This window comes from Coprococcus eutactus (assembly GCF_025149915.1).
GTDB classification, from domain to species: Bacteria; Bacillota; Clostridia; order Lachnospirales; family Lachnospiraceae; genus Coprococcus; species Coprococcus eutactus.
This window is the reverse complement of the sequence record NZ_CP102278.1, coordinates 1,384,784-1,405,508: the sequence shown is the minus strand read 5'-3', so window position 1 is coordinate 1,405,508 and position 20,725 is coordinate 1,384,784. Positions and strand designations below refer to the sequence as shown.

17 protein-coding genes are annotated in these 20,725 nt (G+C 42.7%); 3 read left to right on the top strand and 14 right to left on the bottom strand.

Annotated features, from left to right (window positions below):
* Positions 1-200: 200 nt before the first annotated feature.
* From NQ536_RS05995 to NQ536_RS05970, 6 genes are all read right to left on the bottom strand, one after another.
* Positions 201-617 (bottom strand): GerW family sporulation protein, encoded by a 417-nt coding sequence (locus NQ536_RS05995; protein WP_004851173.1) that lies wholly within the window; start codon positions 615-617, stop codon positions 201-203.
* A 1-nt stretch (position 618) separates the two neighbouring features.
* On the bottom strand, positions 619-1,590 hold the full coding sequence (locus NQ536_RS05990; RefSeq protein ID WP_004851175.1) for a DUF2953 domain-containing protein: 972 nt from the start codon (positions 1,588-1,590) through the stop codon (positions 619-621).
* 11 nt (positions 1,591-1,601) lie between these two features.
* Complete coding sequence (locus tag NQ536_RS05985; protein ID WP_004851178.1) at positions 1,602-1,931, bottom strand: hypothetical protein; 330 nt, start codon at positions 1,929-1,931, stop codon at positions 1,602-1,604.
* A 55-nt stretch (positions 1,932-1,986) separates the two neighbouring features.
* Entirely contained in the window at positions 1,987-3,426 is a 1,440-nt protein-coding gene (locus NQ536_RS05980; protein WP_004851179.1) for a hypothetical protein, read from the bottom strand.
* Positions 3,427-3,453: 27 nt separating this feature from the next.
* Positions 3,454-4,320: a hypothetical protein gene (locus NQ536_RS05975; protein ID WP_004851180.1), complete on the bottom strand. Its 867-nt coding sequence runs from the start codon at positions 4,318-4,320 to the stop codon at positions 3,454-3,456.
* Positions 4,321-4,500: 180 nt separating this feature from the next.
* Positions 4,501-4,836, bottom strand: coding sequence for a LysM peptidoglycan-binding domain-containing protein (locus NQ536_RS05970; RefSeq protein WP_004851181.1), 336 nt, complete (start codon positions 4,834-4,836; stop codon positions 4,501-4,503).
* 212 nt (positions 4,837-5,048) lie between these two features.
* Here NQ536_RS05970 and NQ536_RS05965 point away from each other — a divergent pair, with 212 nt between their 5' ends.
* Positions 5,049-9,269, top strand: a complete 4,221-nt coding sequence (locus NQ536_RS05965; RefSeq protein ID WP_004851182.1) for a 2-hydroxyacyl-CoA dehydratase — start codon at positions 5,049-5,051, stop codon at positions 9,267-9,269.
* Positions 9,270-9,439: 170 nt separating this feature from the next.
* Here the strand turns inward: NQ536_RS05965 and NQ536_RS05960 are convergent, their stop codons facing one another.
* The 6 genes from NQ536_RS05960 to NQ536_RS05935 form a co-directional block, all read right to left on the bottom strand.
* Positions 9,440-10,804, bottom strand: coding sequence for an AAA family ATPase (locus NQ536_RS05960; RefSeq protein ID WP_044997997.1), 1,365 nt, complete (start codon positions 10,802-10,804; stop codon positions 9,440-9,442).
* Between the two features lie 174 nt (positions 10,805-10,978).
* On the bottom strand, positions 10,979-12,616 hold the full coding sequence (locus NQ536_RS05955) for a hypothetical protein (RefSeq protein WP_004851186.1): 1,638 nt from the start codon (positions 12,614-12,616) through the stop codon (positions 10,979-10,981).
* A 3-nt stretch (positions 12,617-12,619) separates the two neighbouring features.
* Complete coding sequence (locus NQ536_RS05950) at positions 12,620-13,747, bottom strand: hypothetical protein (protein WP_044997998.1); 1,128 nt, start codon at positions 13,745-13,747, stop codon at positions 12,620-12,622.
* A 98-nt stretch (positions 13,748-13,845) separates the two neighbouring features.
* Complete coding sequence (locus NQ536_RS05945) at positions 13,846-14,796, bottom strand: DUF1848 domain-containing protein (RefSeq protein ID WP_004851191.1); 951 nt, start codon at positions 14,794-14,796, stop codon at positions 13,846-13,848.
* Complete coding sequence (locus NQ536_RS05940) at positions 14,793-16,412, bottom strand: hypothetical protein (RefSeq protein ID WP_155803836.1); 1,620 nt, start codon at positions 16,410-16,412, stop codon at positions 14,793-14,795. The genes NQ536_RS05945 and NQ536_RS05940 overlap by 4 nt, the downstream gene beginning before the upstream one ends.
* A 102-nt stretch (positions 16,413-16,514) precedes the next feature.
* Positions 16,515-17,555, bottom strand: a complete 1,041-nt coding sequence (locus NQ536_RS05935; protein WP_044997999.1) for a hypothetical protein — start codon at positions 17,553-17,555, stop codon at positions 16,515-16,517.
* A 284-nt stretch (positions 17,556-17,839) separates the two neighbouring features.
* Here NQ536_RS05935 and NQ536_RS05930 point away from each other — a divergent pair, with 284 nt between their 5' ends.
* Together NQ536_RS05930 and NQ536_RS05925 are read left to right on the top strand one after the other, a co-directional pair.
* A complete protein-coding gene (locus NQ536_RS05930) occupies positions 17,840-18,313 on the top strand; it encodes an RNA polymerase sigma factor (protein ID WP_004851201.1) in 474 nt (157 codons plus the stop codon).
* A gap of 3 nt (positions 18,314-18,316) precedes the next feature.
* Positions 18,317-19,081 carry a hypothetical protein gene (locus NQ536_RS05925; RefSeq protein WP_004851203.1) on the top strand — a complete coding sequence of 255 codons (765 nt, stop codon included), beginning with the start codon at positions 18,317-18,319 and terminating at the stop codon, positions 19,079-19,081.
* Between the two features lie 243 nt (positions 19,082-19,324).
* Here the strand turns inward: NQ536_RS05925 and hisF are convergent, their stop codons facing one another.
* Both hisF and hisH read right to left on the bottom strand, forming a co-directional pair.
* Complete coding sequence (gene hisF, locus NQ536_RS05920) at positions 19,325-20,086, bottom strand: imidazole glycerol phosphate synthase subunit HisF (RefSeq protein ID WP_004851206.1); 762 nt, start codon at positions 20,084-20,086, stop codon at positions 19,325-19,327.
* 3 nt (positions 20,087-20,089) lie between these two features.
* Entirely contained in the window at positions 20,090-20,701 is a 612-nt protein-coding gene (gene hisH / locus NQ536_RS05915; protein WP_004851207.1) for an imidazole glycerol phosphate synthase subunit HisH, read from the bottom strand.
* Between the last annotated feature and the right edge of the window lie 24 nt (positions 20,702-20,725).

The window sequence follows — 20,725 nt, the reverse complement described above, 5'->3', positions numbered from 1 at the left end:
CCTATCTGCATGAAAATATATATGATAATAAAAGCAGTATCACTATGATCAGAAACTGGACAAACCCACTTATAAAATATCCGATCACAACTCCAACCGCCGTAAAAAAAAATGCATAACCACAATATTTACGCCAAATAAAAATCACCACCATAATGATTTACTATCATTATATGTGGTGATTCTTTAATAATGCAGAATTACTGTACTACTTTATCCTCCGACTGTGCCATCTCATCTATAGCCTGATCCACTGCATTCTCCTCGTCTGTTTTGTCTTTCCTGAAAAGCCCTACAACCTTGTCAATAACCTCCGGGGCCATATCGATTATCTTGGTCACAGCATCCTGATTCTTAAGGTTGACAAGCCTTGTACTGCCATTTGCTATGACAAGCACCGCTGATGGGCTCATCTTTGCACCTATACCTCCAGCTGCTTTGTTGCTGTCCTGCTTGTTGAACGCACCGGCTGCCATGCCGAAATTCACATCTACAAGAGGAATTATGATCGTGTCACCCACGTATACAGGCTCCCCAACCACTGACTTTGATGAAATAAAACCATCCATGCCGTTAAAAAGTGTACTAAGCGTTCCTTCAATATTGTTATTTGCCATATCAATTTCCTCCCGATATCTTCTTAAAGCGTGATATTGTTATCTTTACATTCTTATTCCATATAACTTTGAGCACACACCACCCAACCGACCACACTATTATCCGACCCTTCATCATGAAATCTCCTTCAAGTATCTCATTCTCAAAATCCGGTGTTATGTCAATGTGATCGTAATACAGTGGAAACAGAACACTCATGTATCCGAGATTCTGTCCCGTGGATGCCGGATCTCCGGTTCCATAGGTTATCTGTCCCTTGAGCACAGACGGCTTAAGATGCTTTAACAATGCTATAAGCTGGACTTTGGCGACTCTGAAAGCCTCCTTTGTTCTCACATTGTTCACAAGTTTAGTATAGCCATCTTTTTTCTTTTTAAGACCTGATACTTTCTCAGATATATTTTTATATTTGTCTGCTATATGCTTGCACAAAGAATCTATCTTTCTGCCTATCTTTCCAAATATACCTTCTGTTTTCTTCTCAAACTCTTTGTCTTCAAGAAGAAACTCCCTGTCCTCACTGTCCGCCGATGGGAAATTCCTCTCAAATTCTAAATCTCCTTCAGTTGTATTTTCTATATCTTCTATATTGTTGGCTGTATTATCAATATCTGTATTATCAATATCTGTATCCAAATTTCCCGCTTCTATACTATTGTCATCGTAATCATCAGCAGGTCTGGCACTCTTTTTCCCTCTTCGCGGCTCTTTTTTTTCTGAGCCAAACAGCGTACCGCCAAACAGTCTCAGCCTGTAATTCAGTCCTTCCCCCTGATCATACACCAGTTTGAAGCACAGCACAAACCCAAGCCATCTAGCCGTCAGCTTCGCCCATATATCATCCTGCTTTCTGACATACATTTTATATCTGACAGGGGCAAACAGAACAAGCAGTGCAAGCAGAAGCACCAGCCCTATAATCGACAACACTATTATTAGTAATATTTTTAATATCAGTAAGACTATATGCATGTTCCATCCCCTTAGACTTCAGCGTCAAAGAAACCTTTCACGTCGACATCTCCAGTCTTTCTATATATATCATCTATAATATCCCTGACGAGCCATATAGCCTGGACTCTGGAAGGTGCGGCACCAACTATATGTATAGAATTCTCCATATCTCTGTACACCTTCTGTCTGAGCTCATTGAGTTCATATATCTCTAGTATTCCATCGTCAAAGAGCGGAAGCGTCACAACAAACACCCCCGGCACATATCTGACCTTATGAAATCTTCTTATTCCTCTGACCATTCTTATGATTTGCCGGTCTCTCGCTCCTCCGACATAGAATTTATCGTCAATGACCATCCTTTTCACCTGCTAACGCCCCAGCTTGGACGTATAGATAATACATACTATTAGTTTATTCTTCCATCATCTGTTTTATCACTATATAATCAGCCAAAAGCTCGCTCTGCTCCCTGCACCTTGAGAGTGCTCCCTGAATATACTCTTTGATCTCATCCGTTGTATTGAAAAATACAGGAATATTTGAGAGTATCTTCGCCATGATAGCCCTGTTCACCGTCATGGAATTACCAGTAAACAGCTCTGCGAACTCATTTGCCAGCTTCTCTTTGCAGGCAGCGATATAATCACTGTCGACCTTGAGAACCCCTGCTATCGCAACGTTGCTTATATCAACAAACATACTTCCGGACAGTAACTTGTCCATCGTCTCAAGAGCTCTGAAAGTCGCCTCAAGGCCATTTTCTGCTATCTCTTCCATATATCCTGTCGTTATGTCATAAACTGCCGATTCCAGCATGACCTTATGCTCTCCCGCATTCTCCTGCTCACCAACTATATCGTTTAGCATGGTGTATACAGCCTCAAGATCGCCATCATCAGCCTTCATGGCATTTGCAATGACATCCATAGCCTTATGACACTTGTCTGACGTATCATCCCTTGCAGAGATAGCTAGAAGCATGACATACAGATCGTTCACCAGTTCCACGATGAGCATATACTCTGTAACCACTGAATTGAGGAACTGTGCACTCCTGTCAAGCACATCAGCAAGCTTTCTGTAATTCTCAGCATCAAGATCTGTATAATCAGCGTTCTTAAGTATTCCAAGGGCTGTGTAGAGATCCGGATACTCAGTCTCAAATCCCTCCGGAAGCTTTATAAGGGCTGTGCTCTCAACCATATCTATAAACTGATCTAGAGATTCCTTCTCCACCCCATTGTATATATCAAGAGTATCTCCAAGTATATCGTAAAATCTGTTCTTTGTCATACGGATGGGAAGCTGACCTATGAGAGACTGCAGCTTGGAGTTGATCGCCACCTTGTCCGAATCGGCAAACACAAATCTGAATATCTCATCCGCGAATTCACTGACATCAATCCCGTCAAGTTCAGCCTGAAGATCATCCGTCATATTCTCCTGGTAGCTGTATTCTTTTCTATTTAAAATATATTCATACATCTCGAAAGCATCCGTGTATGATGTGAGCACCTTCATCTTGCTCGTGATCGTATCCCTCACCTCGGATATCAATCTGATGTCAGCGTCAGCTGCCTGATACTTGCCGTCATGAGCTTCTGTCTGATAATCTGCAATGTAGTCGCTCACCAGCTTATCTATTACTGTCTGGCAATGTGCTATATATGGATCGTCCGGGATATCACCATCCAAATGCATATCCTTGAGTGTCAGATAGTTTAGTGTGAACTTATGGCATGCATATTCAAAATTCGCCTTGAATGCAACATCTGCAAATAATCCCAAATTACTATCAAGATCCTTCTTTCTCTGTATATCAGTTATCAATTTCTTCTCTTCGTTATACATCTTTTAATCCCTCTGATTTTTTATATTTTAGTTGTGTGTATGTGTGAACAGATGATCCTGACAGTATTCCTTGTTGCCGGTACACTTTGAACAGTATCTAAACTGAAGATCCGGATATTCCTTATCCGTTCTTCCGCACACTACACACCTGTGTCCTATATTCTCTCTTTTTGCGTTTCGTACCTGTCTGTTGTAATTTCGCCGTCTCTTCATCTGCTTAGGGGCAAATCTTCTGAAGTTCTTCGTGCTCAGGTAAAAGATCACGAAGCTTACAAGAGACATTGCAATGTTCACACGTCCCATGAATGTCTCCTGGATGAAATAATACAGCGTCATCAGTATATATACTATCGACAAGTATTTCATCTTGATCGGAATGATCATCGCGTAAAGCACGCTCATATCGGGATAACAGAGTGCTATAGCGAGGAATATCGACAACAATATATAATAGGTCGATGCATATGACACAATGGTTCCCGAAGATGCCAGATATATTCTATTTGACGTGTAACTGTAATGGAAAACGTAATAACACAATATATGTGCTATCATCAATCCAAGCATTGTAAATATCATAGAACTGAACATGTAAAGATTATACAGGAACGGTCCTATCGTCCTCTCCAGCAGAGTTCCAAGACTATAGTAGAAAAACAGCATGACAAATGTAAGTATGCTGAAATCCATACTTGGTGGGGTTATGATCCATGTGACAAGTCTCCACACCTGTCCATGCATAACCGCTCTCGGATCGAGAGTGAGCATAAATAAAACATTCGGACAGAAAACTAGGAGCAGATATCCTATACCATATCCTATGATAAGGTACAACGTAAGGTTTCTTATGGCATACCTGCCAAACTTTCTCTCCATATTACTAATAAGGTTCATATAATATCTCCAATCGTAATTCAAACTACACCTTTAGAATTATATAATATAAAAAATGAGTTTACAACCGTATAATAATTAAGTTTTTCTAACCTGGCCTGTGTTATATCAGATACAAATACCGCCGGACATGCTCTGCTCCGCTAAAAAACATCATCGAGTGCACTCCGACGGACAGAATTATTTCTGAAGGTCTATATATCTTATCTCCATCGATTCTGCGAGCATAGTCTTATACAGATCAGGATTGAACTTGAACAGGTCATTTGGCGAAACTCCCGTATTCTTCAATACATCCTCAAATGTGTCTCCCTCTTTGACTGAATATATAAGGAAGTCTTCCTCCTCAATAACCGGAATGCACACCTCGTCCCCGGGCTGCATATTGTATACATTGATATATGGATTTGCGGAGATGATTTCACTCAGCTTTACCTTATATATCTTTGACAGCTTATACAGTGTGTCGCCCTTCTTTACCACATGGATGACGCCATTACATGTATCAAAATTCATACTTTACCCCTGAAAGCTTTTTTATAATATATTCTGTTTCGTCCCCTTTGTTACTCCAAAAGAGTCAAAATTTTACACTTTTTCTGAATGGTTAAGTTTTTATAAAGTCATTGTATTTTTTCAAACGCTACACTATAATAAAGTAGCTTTATCGGCAGAAATGTCGAAATCAAACACATTCAACACACAAAAGAAATTGGAAGGGTTGTTTTATGTACACATTAGGAATTGATATTGGATCAACAACAGTTAAGGTTGCTGTCCTCGATAAGGACAACAAGATACTTTTCTCCGATTACAAAAGACATTTTGCAAATATCAAAGAAACACTTAAGGATCTTGTACAAGAAGCAAAGGATGCCCTCGGCGAGAACGAGGTCAATCCATGTATCACCGGTTCTGGTGGACTGGCACTCGCCCAGCTCATCGGTGTGCCATTTACCCAGGAGGTAGTCTGTGTATCAGAGGCACTGCAGGACTATGCACCACAGACCGACGTGGCAATAGAGCTCGGCGGTGAGGATGCCAAGATCATATATTTTACAAACGGAATCGAACAGCGTATGAACGGCGTATGTGCCGGAGGTACCGGTTCTTTTATCGACCAGATGGCTACTCTTCTTCAGACTGACGCATCAGGTCTTAACGACTATGCAAAGGACTATGATACCATCTATCCTATCGCTGCAAGATGTGGTGTATTTGCCAAGACAGATATACAGCCACTCATCAACGAAGGAGCTACAAAGCCAAACCTGGCCGCATCCATATTCCAGGCCGTTGTCAATCAGACTATATCAGGTCTTGCATGTGGTAAACCAATCAAGGGAAATGTTGCATTTCTTGGTGGTCCTCTCCATTTCCTTCCGGAACTGAAGAATGCATTTATCCGAACACTCAATCTTACAGGTGACGCCATCATAGATCCAGGACACTCACATCTGTTCGCCGCAGTAGGTGCTGCCATGAACTCCAAACCTGAGGTGTCCATGACGCTCTCAGAGCTCATCCACGCTCTCTCCCAGGAACTCAATCTCTCCTCTGGTGTGGAGAGACTTGCACCTCTTTTTGAGAGTGATGAGGATTACGAAAAATTCAAGGCAGAACACAACAAATACGCTGTAAAGCGCGGTGATCTCGCTACATATAAAGGAAACTGTTTCATCGGTGTCGACGCAGGTTCAACCACAACCAAGGTTGCCCTCGTCGGAGCTGACGGCGAACTTCTCTACGACTTCTACAGCAGCAACAACGGAAGTCCGCTGAACACTACTATCAGAGCTATAAAGGATATATACAGTAAGCTTCCTGAAGGTGCAGTGATCGCAGGATCATGCTCCACAGGCTACGGTGAGGCTCTTATCAAGCAGGCTCTCTCACTAGATTTCGGTGAGGTTGAGACCATAGCCCACTATACAGCCGCTGCATTCTTTGACCCTGAGGTAGATTGTATACTTGATATCGGCGGTCAGGATATGAAGTGTATCAAGATCAAGAACGGCGTAGTAGATAACGTTATGCTGAACGAGGCATGCTCATCTGGATGTGGATCATTCATAGAGACATTTGCAAAGTCACTGAACTACGATATCGCAGATTTCGCGCACATCGCCATAACAGCGAGAACACCTATAGATCTCGGTTCAAGATGTACAGTCTTCATGAACTCAAAGGTTAAGCAGGCCCAGAAGGAGGGCGCATCCGTGGCTGATATATCCGCCGGACTCGCCTACTCCGTCATCAAAAATGCCCTGCTCAAGGTTATAAAGCTCACGGATCCAAAGGATCTCGGAAAAAACATCGTGGTACAGGGTGGTACCTTCTACAACGATGCGGTTTTAAAGAGTTTTGAAGTCATATCAGGAAGAACAGCGATAAGACCTGACATCTCAGGTATCATGGGTGCTTTTGGTGCTGCCCTCATAGCAAGAAACAAATACAAAGAGGGATTTGTCACGACCATGCTCCCTATCGAGGAGATAAGAAAGCTCACATACGAGAGCTCCATGACAAGATGTAAAGGATGTACGAACAACTGTCTCCTCACCATAAACAAATTCTCAAACGGCAAGAGGTTCATCACCGGAAACAGATGTGAGAAGGGTGTAGGTCTGAAGAAGAACGCAGACAACATCCCTAACCTCTTTGAATATAAGCTTGGAAGAATATTTGGCTATGAATCACTTAAGCCTGAGGAGGCAAAGCGCGGTGTGATAGGTGTTCCACGTGTACTCAACATGTACGAAAACTATCCTTTCTGGCACACATTCCTCACAAAGCTTGGATTCTCAGTTGTACTCTCTCCTAAGTCATCAAGAGATATATACAGCCTTGGTATCGAGTCCATACCTAGTGAGTCAGAGTGTTACCCTGCCAAGATCTCACATGGGCATGTCATGTGGCTGCTGAAGAACGGAATCAAATCCATCTTCTACCCATGTGTACCGTATGAGATGAACGAGACTCCTGAGGCAAACAATCACTACAACTGCCCTATCGTTGCTTCTTATGCAGAGAACATTAAGAACAACATGGAGGAACTCAAGGCTGATGACATAACATTCATCAGACCTTTTGTGGCACTGGACAATGAGGAAGCTCTCGTAAAGCGAATGTATCGTGAGATGTCCAAGTACTATGATGTGACAATGGACGAGATTGGAAGTGCCATACATGCTGCGTACGCAGAGGCAGAGAAGGTCAAGGAAGATGTACGTGCAAAAGGTGAAGAAACCCTCAGATACATTGATGAACATGACATGCTCGGTATCGTTCTGGCAGGTCGTCCATACCACCTTGATCCTGAGATCAACCACGGTCTACCAGAACTCATCAACTCATACAAGATCGCTGTCTTTACCGAGGATTCAGTCGCACACCTTGGAAAGGTTGAGAGACCTCTTATCGTCTCCGACCAGTGGATGTACCACTCAAGATTATACAAGGCAGCTAACTATGTAAAAACCTGTGACAATTTGGAGCTCATACAGCTCAACTCATTCGGCTGTGGTCTGGACGCTGTAACAACTGACTGTGTCAACGATATACTTACCAAGTCAGGCAAGATATACACTGTCCTCAAGATCGATGAGGTCAGCAACTTGGGTGCAGCAAGGATCAGAATCAGATCCCTCATAAGCGCGGTCAACTCAAGACATGAACAGCACTACAAGACATGTCCGTCAAGCAGTGCCATCAACAGAATAGAATTTACCAAGGAGATGAAGAAGGACTATACAGTTCTTGCACCTCAGATGTCTCCTATCCATTTCGATCTTCTTGCACCTGCATTCAAGTGCATGGGAATCAACATTGAGATCCTGCCGGATGCAACCAAGGAGACGATAGATGTTGGTCTGAAATATGTAAACAACGACGCATGTTATCCATCTCTGATCGTTGTCGGACAGATGATGAGCGCCATCACTTCAGGAAAGTACGATGTGAACAAGCTGGCTGTCATCATGAGCCAGACAGGAGGCGGATGCCGTGCAACAAACTATGTAGGATTTATCAGACGTGCCCTCTCCAAGGCAGGCTACGGTCAGATACCTGTAATAGCACTGTCAGCCCAGGGCTTTGAGAAGAACTCAGGTTTCAAGATAAGCTACAAGGTCGTAAAGCGTGCAATGCAGGCTCTGATATACGGTGATGTATTCATGAGATGTCTGTACAGGACAAGACCTTACGAGAAGGAAAAGGGTTCGGCAAATGCACTCCATGAGAAATGGAAGAAGGTTTGTCTGGAGAGCCTTACAAAGACCGGAAGCAACGCAGTATTCAAGAAGAATATACAGGGAATCGTCCACGACTTCGATACTCTTCCACTCCTTGATATCAAGAAGCCTAGAGTCGGAATTGTTGGAGAGATACTTGTAAAGTTCCTGCCATCAGCCAACAACCACTTAGTTGACCTGCTGGAAGCAGAGGGAGCAGAGGCTGTTATGCCAGATCTCCTGGACTTCTTCATGTACTGCTTCTACAACAACAATTACAACTATGAGTTCCTTGGCAAGACCAAGAAGGGAGCCATAGTCAGCAACACTGTTATAAAGGTTCTGGAATCCTTCAGAAAACCTGCAAGGGATGCTCTTGAAAAGAGTAAGCGATTCGAGGCTCCTGCCCATATCGAAAAGCTTGCTGCCTATGCAAGACCAATCGTATCCATAGGAAACCAGAACGGTGAGGGATGGTTCCTTACAGGTGAGATGATAGAGCTCATAAAGAGCGGTGCTCCGAACATCGTGTGCGCACAGCCATTTGCATGTCTTCCAAACCACATCGTGGGCAAGGGTGTTATCAAGCATCTGCGTGAGGCATATCCTGAGGCAAACATCGTGGCTGTCGACTATGATCCTGGTGCATCTGAGGTCAATCAGGTAAACAGAATCAAGCTCATGCTTGCAGCGGCAAATAAGAATATGAAGAAATAAAATATCTATATATAACAATTTAAACACATTAAAAAAGAACCTGAAGCAGTCAATATCTTACTGCTTCAGGTTTTTTTTATATTTTATTTATTTATGATTTTTCCGACTATCGCAACAATTTACTCGGAGTCTTTTGGTGCTACCATATACTTTTATTTATGACTCAATGGTCAGGCTATGACATATTCCTTTCTGTCACAATTCTCGAAAAGCTCATAATCAAGTCTTCTCTGTATCTGTGAATGAATAAATCGAACTCCCATCCCATTCTCCGCAGCTTCCTTTGCCAGCTTATGTTTTGCTGTCTCTGACATCTTAAGCTTAACGCCATAGTAATCAGAAAGCTTTCTGACAGGACTTATTCTTTTGTCATTTAATATGGCGTAGAAGTCATCCTCAGTCATCTCCCTGAGCTGAACTATATTCCCTATGCGCCCCGCTATTTCACATCTCACATTTGCATACTGTACAAGATCTTCCTGAGTGAATGTACTCCTGTATCCGTCAAATGACTCGTCAGACGATACTGCACCAAAACCTATAGCCCTGCTCTTATTCACAGCCACCTCCTTCGCTCTGACCATGGAATCGAAGGAACCCAGGAACACAAAACTTACATTTGATGTATCTATATCAAGAGCTGGTTCACTGTTCGACGGATTGCCATCAAAATGAACCATGTCCCCCTCCAGGACCTTCAGCAGTTCATTCTGGACTATGTAACTGTAATGCCTGTCGTCCGCATCCTCGAACATCTTGTCAGCCTCATCAAGGACAATGATAAGGTGGCCCATTTTATCCTGAGGCACCCCATCGAACAGATTTCTGACCTTTGTATTGCCCTTCCAGCCCGTGCCCGTCAGAGAGGTGGCATTGTGGATCACTATGTTCGGATATAGCTTTGCGAGCTGCCTGAATATCTCTGTCTTGCCACAGCCGGTAGGGCCTGCAAAGAGTACATTCTGCCTCCTGCCATTCACATGGTTCCAGAGGAGCATGGCAGCGGCGCGCTTTGCCTCCTTCTGGCCATATACTCTGCGGTCAAGATATTCATATATCTTCGCCGGCGAGCTCAATATTCCTTTTGCATCAGTGCTTCTTTTATCAGACTGTGTCTTTGTTTTGGATGGATTATCTCTGTCTATCTCCTTGGAAGCAGCATATCCGGCAGTTCTTGCATTTCTATCCGCCGCTTTTGCATCACAAGGGATATGATCTTTACTTGAACGCTCATAAGCACAAAGCAATGTCGCTGCCATGTCCTCCACGTCACTGTCTCTAAGTGTAAGATTCTCAAGTGCAGTAAAAAGCAGTTCACCAATCTGACCGCTTGGCAGATGCTGCCATACATCATTTAATTCATTTACTTTATCAAGCGCCTGGTAATACTCTTCGTCGGACATCTCATCAAAATCCCCAGCCTTTGCTTTCTTTGTGAAATCTACTGCCGGATTTGCAATGCTTCTGTTTCTGTATCCATTTGATGTTGCTCTAAGTAATTCCTCGTAAAGTTCTCTCATATTGTCGATCTTCATATGCATTTTCTCCTTTCGTCTTGCCCCATGAAACAGCTCACTGTCTGTGCCACATGGGATATTCTTTATTTGATAAACACAGTATAACTACAGCAATATTTAAGCTCGTAAAATTTACGAAGAAAAGCCACCAATCTGTGCCAATACAGATTGATGGCCTATAAACCAATGCAGCTATTTTATTTTGGGGCTTTGAAATATCATTCTCAGCCGTTTTTTTCTTTCTTTCTCCTCCTGTTCCCTGTCGAACGCTTCAAGCGTAGCTCTTATATCTGACTCATCAACATCTCCATATAATGCAGAGTTTCCTGTCACTTCGCCAGATATATCTGCCACATCTGCTTTTACATTGTCATAGCCTTTGAAATACTTAAGGAAAACCTCCGGACAGCCTGCCGGGGCATCCCCATTATACCGCCTGTACTCCTCCATAGAGTCAGCCTTATAATCATAATTTCTAAACCAGCTCACCGCCTCTGACATACCAGGGAACACATTTTCATCAAAGGAGCCTTCCTGAAACGCCGAAAATTCAAATGCACTTCCGCCATCTGTTCCGTAGAAATATACCACGCCGAACTCACAGTTGCTGGCAAGTCTCACATCGGCATTCTCCGCAAACTGCCTTTTGCCTATGAGAAATATTCCGCCGCCTGTATCATTGTCAATCCACATCGGCATAAAGACATTCTGGTAAACAGAAGCTCTCTTATCCGAATTCAGTCTGTCACGGACATTATCACACGCATTGTAATATTCATCCCATGTCGTATAACCGCCGGGGATTTCAACATAGCCTGTACCGCCAGAAAATGGATTATCCCCCACATATCTGAAATACGCATCCATTATGTCCATACTTTTATCCTTCTTGCGGGGCCTGCCTACATTTGAAAAGCCTGCATCATAAAGCAGTGTATGCACATCGACGGTTAATATGTCTCTCTGCAGGTTCTCCGTGAGCTTATCAAGAAATTCCGCTTCAAAGAACCGGTCCGCTTCAATGTTGAATTTTTCATAGTTCTCTTCTCCAAGCTGCCTTAATCTTGCAAGTCTCAGTGCAGCTCTCCCGCATCCTGCAAATACATCATCTCCAAATGTCTGCTTTCCAAATTCTGTAAAATATGCCAGTGACTTCTTGTCTGGGATATATTTGCTGTTGCCCGCCCAGAATTCCAGAAGTCTGCTGACATATCCTGCTTTAGATATAATACCATAATAGAAATCCAGGTAAGACGACATAAGCTCCACATACGGATTCTTCTTCTCGCCATCGAATTCAAATGAATCAAGCAGTTCTGACGAGATGCGCCTAAGCATATCTATATCCGCATCTACACTGATGTCCGATTCTGATACCTTGCTATTATCCATATACTTATCAAGCAGTCTCAGTCTGTCACCACACAAGTCACCCTCTGCATGCTTCAACGCTTCACGCTCATTTTCAAGTTCTAACCTCTCCGTCTCCCATTCCGTTTCCAATTCTGATTTACCACTCTCACCTGGGCGCTCTGATCCATCCGTTTTTTCTTCATAAAATGAAATACTGTCTAACAGCTCTGGCAGACTGTGAATCCTATCAAACGAATCAGAAAGGGTTTTATCAGAAAGCAGCGCTTTTACCAGAAAACGGACATATCTTTTCCTGCTTGCTGCCGTGTCCACCAGACAGTAGTATTCTTCCTTCATCCGAATTCTGAGATTGCTCTCTCTTTTACTTTTCACATATCCATATAAGAAAGAATTCTCCGTATTTTCATGGTAATCCCGTCCTAGTCTGACATAAAAATCTTCTCTGAAACCAGCCACGCCCTACGCCTCCTCCCGAAGCTTCTTTATCGCATCTATCTGCTTCTTTATACTGATGTATGTCCTTGCGCAATTATCTGCATCGGTATACAAAGTCTTGCCCCGCCTGCCAAGGAATACATCCAGCATGCCCTCCACCAGGATATCAAATATCGTAAGCGGATACCTCATATCACGGGATTCATCAGTATAAAACAGCTCACGAAGCCTCAGATATCTGGTACAGAACCCTTCAGTATCAGGAAATGTCTGTCTGAACCGCTTCTCACTCTCATCCCATCTGACTGCCAGCTCATCAAAATATCTGTTAAGCTCTGCCATGTCCGGATCATTTGCATCGACATCCACATATTCACTCATGACCGCTTCTATCTCTTCTTCGGTCATGGCATTGTCCTCTGCCTCATCCAGAAACTCATCATACATCTGCATCTGTTCCTGACAGTACGTATCAAGTCCATCCTTCATGCTCTGGGTAAGGCTGTCTCCGATATCTTTCCCGGTAATCGACTCATATGCCATGCTGAATATTTCAAACAAACCAGATGCTCCTCTGACGCCAAAATAAGTCTCCCCCCAGAGCTCATCATATCTTTTCTCGATTGGTCTTACAGAAAACTCTCTCACTCTTTTTGCATGAAGGTAAAGCTGCTGAAATGAATCGGCATACGGTTCAGCATAGATTTGTTCAACCCACTCCATCTCGCTTGTCATGAGCAGTATCATGCAGTAGAGATAATCATGTATAAATTCTTTGAATCTTGTCGGCATACATGGAATTTTCTCTTTCGAAGCTTTTTCTTCCGAAGTTTTTTCTTCCGAAGCTTTTTCTTCTGTCGCTTTCATTTTGCAAAAGTCATCATCCGAAAGCCCATTATCTTTTATCGTTTCGTCACTCTCTATCCACAGTCTGTTTCTTATACCATAGCTGTCCATGGATTTTACCAGCTCATTTACAAGCTTTTCCACAGCCGTAGCTTTTCCCATTTCTCCTCCTGCCAGAGCCCCTGACAGAAAAGCCGGAACCTTGTTGTCCCTTCCGCTTACAGCCTGATCCAGTGCCGATTCCAGCTCCCGGAATTTGTTCTTGCGGAATTCTATTTTTTTCCACTCTTTGTCCGATATTCTCAAAGCAATCACAACCTCATCTTTCTATATAATAATAGGCAAATTCACTATCAAGCCAACTTTTAAACTAATCTTTTGAAATGATTACGAGATCAATCAGATTAATCTACGTCATCAAACCTTAAGCTCATCTGTGTCTCCTTAAGTGATTTCATTTTGCGCTCTGTGATCTTGTCTAACTCGCCAACAGTTCCGCACAGGAGAGGTGACTTAGGATCGTAGCATGCACAATTTGCTTTCACCGCAGCCTCAGAATAGTTGGCATAACAGTATCTGCAGCCGTTTAAACAGGTGTTATATGAGCCTATCTCCACGCTCTCCATACATCCACACTCCGGACGCTGCACCTTATCCTTTGACACCTTTATATCACAGCCTATGATCTCCTCGATGAGCTTCTTATCTATGCAGCAGTTATGCTCAATTCCGCATTTTTCAAGGTCTATTATCTCCGCACATGTCGCAACCACCATACCGTGGCTCCTTGCTATGTCGGCGATGGTCTTTGCAAATGTCTCAAGCTCGTCATGACTCATCTCATATCTGTCCACTGCCTCCATATTCTTCTTGTTCTTGGCATATATGTCGACAAAGCTTATGACACACTTCTCAGTACATCCGTCAAGTGCCTCAGCGATCTGTGTAAATGCCTTTATGTGGTACTCCGGAGAGTATTTCTTCGTGAACACTATCGGATCATATCTCCAGATAATGCGCTTTTTCCCTATCTTTTCTGCAAGCTGCTTAAATGCCGGAATCAGCTTTTCTTTCTTATCAGGCAGATTTGCCTCCATATCCCTTCCGTATCCGGTCAGCGTGAACTGGAAATAATACTTGTACGCAGCCAGTTCATCAAGTCTTGGAAGCATCGGTATCGGATTCTTTGTCCAGAACACTATGCAGTCCACCACATCCGGCGAGAGATCAATCCTGCTTATCTGATGAGCGTTCATGGGATTCCTGACATACAGGAATCCCTCCTTTATTCTGTTGTAGAACCACTCCGAGTAAAATGTTGGAATATCAGTTCTCCTGCTCGCACTTACTATCATAATTTTAAAATTCCCCTTGTATCTTCCATCGTTATCTGCTTCTTGATTCCTTCAAATTTGACATATCTTCCACAGATCATATTTGCAAATATCATTCTTCTTGCAAATGACTTGGCCATTATCCTGCCATCCTTGTCATAGAGTCCACACTTTTCGCCATTTGGAGTTATGCCATACCGCAGTCTTCCGTCAGCTTCCTCAAACTGCTCTATACAGCCATCGGCTATCAGTCCCTTAAAGATATTATCTATACTGAATACCTCCTGAAGCCCACGTACATTGTCAGGTACATATCCGGTCGTATCGGCAATAAGCTTGATAGCTTTTTCATGAACAGTCCACGGATACATATACATATTTTTTGCAAATTTATAAATATCCTGCGAGAATCCACTCCAGAATGTAAACCCTCTCATGGTTTCTTCAAGTATATCCAGAACTAGATTTTTATCGGTAAGTTCCCTGTTGTCAGCCTTTCCTCTTGTTATCTTAAAAACCTGATAGCATATTCCATTTGTGCTGTCCATCGGATAATTGTGTATCTTATCACTGACATTTGTAAGCTCGTTCCATCTGTCTCTGTCGCATATCTTTTTACTGCCATAAAATATACTGTCAAATGAGTCATCGTCGTCACGTCCAAAAAGCCATATCTTATCCGGGGTATCCGGTGCCCCCACATAACTATGAAACTCGTCATATGTAAAATAACAGCCTCTGTTACTCTCCGGGCTCTCACAGATTACAAGATCATGTCCATACCTCTGCTCACAGTGCATTGGCTGCAGCAGCTCCACATCTATTCCTCTCTGCATGAGGCAGGTTCGCAGGTATGTTCCATAGCGGATATCATATGATTCATTCTGCTCTCTGCACACTCCATCGTCATTTGGGATCTGTCTATATGTGAATGCAACGTATACCGGCTTGTCCTTTATCCTTGAGTGTATTATGTGGGCAAATCTTGACATTGCCTGATATGTATTGTATAGCGACCTGTCCTCCACCTCATTGGGCACAGTGTGAATACATACCTCCTTCGTGGAATGTGGGAAGAAATAAATATCGCTTAGAGGTTCTCTTGGTCTGTTTTCCATATAATTCAGATATTCATTAAAGTCCGTGCATGATTTTATTTCATCCGCCGCTTCATGAAACAAGCCAGAGTGTCTTTCCCCATTTGCGTTGTGCTTATCAGATACAATCTCATTGTATCTCACCATGTCCTGTTCCGGCATGTCAGCCGCTTCCGTGATCCTGTACGGCCAGCGTACCGGGTCTATTCCGGTGTAATCAAGCTTACTTTCCGGTGCTTCGCCCAGCACTCTCGCTGCATAGGACATTCCCCAATAGTCAATACCTGTGCCACAGCCTATGCTTACCGCCTTTATACTTTCAGGATTATTCATATCTGCAAATATATCTGCGTAGGCTCTTGAGAACTGAAATCCATATGCTCTTGCATACTTCATAACATATAATGCGGTTATATGCTCATCATCATAATCCGCAGTTCCCGAATCGAACATATCATGGAACTCTGTAACAAATCTGAATCTCTCCTCTTCGGAAAGTCCTTCTATGTAATTTTCTAATTCAGTATATACTCTTTTCATGTACTCTCTTAAATTTATAACCGACATGGTAGACTCCTTTCTTCTACATCATATAAAGTATAATATATATTCACTTAATGTTTCAATAACATCATGTCGTTATCATAGCCGGTTTTTTCTCTGTGTATTGAGATACGCAGTCTTCTCGGCTGCTTTTTCCAGATAAAGCTTCGATCTTTTTAGACTATCCATACTGCTGTATATCGACAGCCCATGATCCCACATGTACGTGTCAAGCATTCCCTCCACAGCTTTCCTCATCTGTGACAGATAACTATACGGCACCTCATCAGAATATATCATATCCAAAAAACTGGCAAAACGACTGCAAACCTTATCCGAATCTTCCATCTGGTCACACACACAGACGAGTGTTTTACTTTCATCCGCATCATGACCATCCTGTAAAAATTCCTCATCCACAAACTCGTCAGCATCCAGGTTATCATATATCGGCTCCACAATATCAATATCATCAATATCGAAGTCATCCATATCACCCAAGTCTTCCACATCCGTCATGTCATTCAAATCTTCCATATCATTCGAATCCAAGTCTTCAAGCATTTCTTCTTCAATCTCCTGCATCCTTTTATAAACCTTATCGGACATCCAGTCAGGCTTATTGTCAGGATGCGAGTAGTCAAATGCCCAAACACACCATGATATAATACCTGCATCACATATCCAGCCATCCACAACATACTCGAAAATCAGCGTATCCTTATCATTATTTGATTCAAAATCAATACAGCCTGAGAGCAGATTATCAAATGAACCATTTGGAAGGTTATCCATCAGGAATCCGTATTGGGAAAAATCCAATAAAGACATTCTTATCGCAAGATACAGATACATTCTCACATATCTGCAAAAGCTCTTCTGTTCCGGAAGTGCATTTTCCGCTGTTATGTGTCCCAGCCACATCTTGTACCTATATCCATACCGGTCCATGTCTTCCACGAGCTCTGTTATCAGTTTCTCCGCTTTTTCCTCATCAAATCTGCCATTCTCATCAGTCACCAGCGGTCTGATCAAATTACTTCTTCCACTTGCCTCACATTCAAATTCCTTCATGAGCTTCCTGATATTTTCCTTATTATTTTTTAAGCTGCAATACTCTTTACAATTTTCAAATTTCATTTTCATGCCTCCTTGTTTTTGAACACCAGCCAGGCAAATGGCAGGCGATTCATGTCTGATAAACTTTTTTCTGCTTCACTGTTTCTTATTATAGCTATGTATATATTTGTCTCGTAATATTTACGACATGTTTTAAGATGCTTATAAATGTTTGTGGATTTTTCCAAACCTGTGTGCTATTTTGATGTTCTGGATTGTTTTATATATGAGATCTCAAATGAGAGAATTGCAGAAATTCATTTCTCACGTATTCTCATATAAACAAACTACGGAGGTGATAAATCTTGAAACAGCAGCAGCTGCTGGAGTTATATGATACATACTCGAACAACGTATTCCGTCTCGCTATGAGCTTTTTAGGCAACACAGCGGACTCTGAGGACATTGTTCAGAATGTATATACTAAACTTATAGAAAAAAGCCCACATATATCAAAGGGCAAAGAAAAATCATATCTGCTCACGATGACGGCAAATATGTGCAGGAATCATCTAAAATCCGCAGCGAACCGTCTAAGCAGCAGCTACGAGGAACTGAGCAGCGACTCTATCGTCAGCGGATTCAATATCGAAGAGCAATCCATGTACGAGGCTCTGGGGAAACTCCCTGACTCATACCGCACTGTTCTTTATCTGCACTACTATGAGGGATATACATTTGGAGAAATTGCAAAGATACTTCACCTGTCACCATCTGCAGTTTCAATGAGAGTATCCCGGGGACGAAAAGAATTAAAAGAAATATTGAAGGAGGAATAACATATGACAAACAAAGACAAGATCAGCGATATTGATGATTTTCAAAACTCAAATACATATAACACGTCTGATGATTCTGATGACAGCAAATTTACAGACTTGTACACTAAAACTATGGATAATGTGACTATGTCTCAGGAAAACAAGGATGCTATACGCGCAAAGCTTGCTGAGCAGTCCCAGACTGGAAGATCTGGACGAAAGCTCATCCGCATAGGAAAGTATGCAGCCATTGCCGCCGCTGTGTGCGCAGTCCTACTGTGCATCCCAGCGACAAGGACCACTGTCTCGGCTGCCATCGACTACATTAAGCAGACATTCCACCTAGCAAATGGCACCGAGGTGACATACGAGGAAAACAGCGAGGGAAACTCCATACAGTTCACCATATCTACAGATGATGTCAATGGGTACACAAAAGTTGAAAATGGTCGTCTCTACCTTGTTCTCGGAGATACCAAAAAAGATATCACCGACCAGTGCGGTCCTGACAAATATTTCCGTCATGAGATCAAGAATGCGGACGGCTCACACAGCGTCATCCTCATAGGAGGTACACCTGAGAGCTGCGGATGGGCAGAACTCTTCTTTGACAAGAATGGGAAATATGTATTTAACAACATGAACGTTGAAGACTACAGCGACCCATGGCTTAATGACGCCCTGCATGCTGAGGGTGTTGACACAGGCAATCCTTACCTGGATGATGACCTTTCAGATACATCCGGCACCGCCGCTGACGGAAATGCAACATATATCGAACAGTAATTTTTCCTAATAAGTCATATTAAAAAGCAAAAGATACAAAATTTTCCTAAACAAGCCTTTTTCGATCAAAAAGGGATAAATCATCAAATATTTACCTCATATTTCTCCCTTTTTGATGATTTAACCTTGTCTTAGGAAAATTTTGTATCTTTATTTCTTCTATCATATATATATTTAGGAAAATAATCTCTGAATAGGTATCCATTCCGATCATTCTGTGCCGTGAGATTGATATAGAAATCGCTACAGTCTCATAGGTATTCCCTTGTCCTGAAGGTATCTCTTTAGATCTCCTATCTCAAGCTCTTTATAATGGAACAGAGATGCCGCAAGTGCTGCGTCCGCACCGCCCTCTGTCAGGGCATCATAGAAATGATCCTTTGTTCCCGCGCCGCCTGAAGCTATGACCGGGATGTTCACGTTGTCTGCTATAGTTCTGGTAAGCTCTATGTCGTATCCAGCCTTTGTTCCATCGCAGTCCATGCTGGTAAGCAATATCTCTCCAGCTCCAAGCTCTGCAGCTTTCATAGCCCACTCAACAGCATCTATTCCGCAGTCGATACGTCCGCCATGCTTGTATATATTCCAACCGGAACCGTCATCGCGCCTCTTTGCATCGATGGCAAGCACAACGCACTGACTTCCAAACTTATCCGCTGCATCTGCTATGAGTGTAGGATTGTCTATAGCTGCCGAGTTCACGGATATCTTGTCCGCACCCTCTCTGAGTATCGCCTTGAAATCATCAACTGTTCTGATTCCGCCGCCAACTGTAAATGGGATGAATATTGTCTCAGCAACACGTCTTACCATATCAACCACAATATTTCTCTGATCTGAGGAAGCTGTTATATCAAGGAATACAAGTTCATCAGCTCCCGCTTTGTCATAGGCTGCACCAACTGCAACCGGATCTCCGGCATCTATAAGATTTACGAAATTCACACCCTTTACAACTCTTCCGTTCTTGACATCAAGACATGGTATTATTCTCTTTGTATGCATGCTCTACACCTCCAGGTCGATAAAATTCTTCAGTATCTTAAGTCCAACCTCTGAGCTCTTTTCAGGATGGAACTGACATGCAAATACATTGCCGCGCTCCACAGAGGCATGAATCTGAGTTGAATAGAATGTAGATGCTGCCACATCATCTGGATTCTTCGCCTTCAGATAATATGAATGAACAAAGTATACATATGGGTTCTCAGGAAGCCCCTTGAAAAGTCTTGCCTTCGGATTTACCTCAAGATTGTTCCATCCTATCTGTGGTATCTTGAGCCCCGGTGCATCCGGTATACGAAGAATCTCGCCGTCTAAAATTCCAAGTCCTGTGGCCTCCGGCGACTCCTCGCTGGTCTTGAACAGAAGCTGAAGTCCAAGGCATATTCCAAGAAATGGCTTGTCTGCATCCACAACATCATAGATAACGTTCTCAAGTCCATACTCCCTGATCTTACCCATGGCATCTCCAAAGCTTCCAACTCCCGGAAGTATCACCTTGTCGCTCGCCATGATCACATCTCTGTCTCTTGTGATGACAGCCTCTTCACCCAGATACTGGACTGCCTTCTCAACACTCTTTATGTTACCTGCATCGTAATCCAAAATTGAAATCATCTGTCTCTGTCCTTTCAAAAGTTT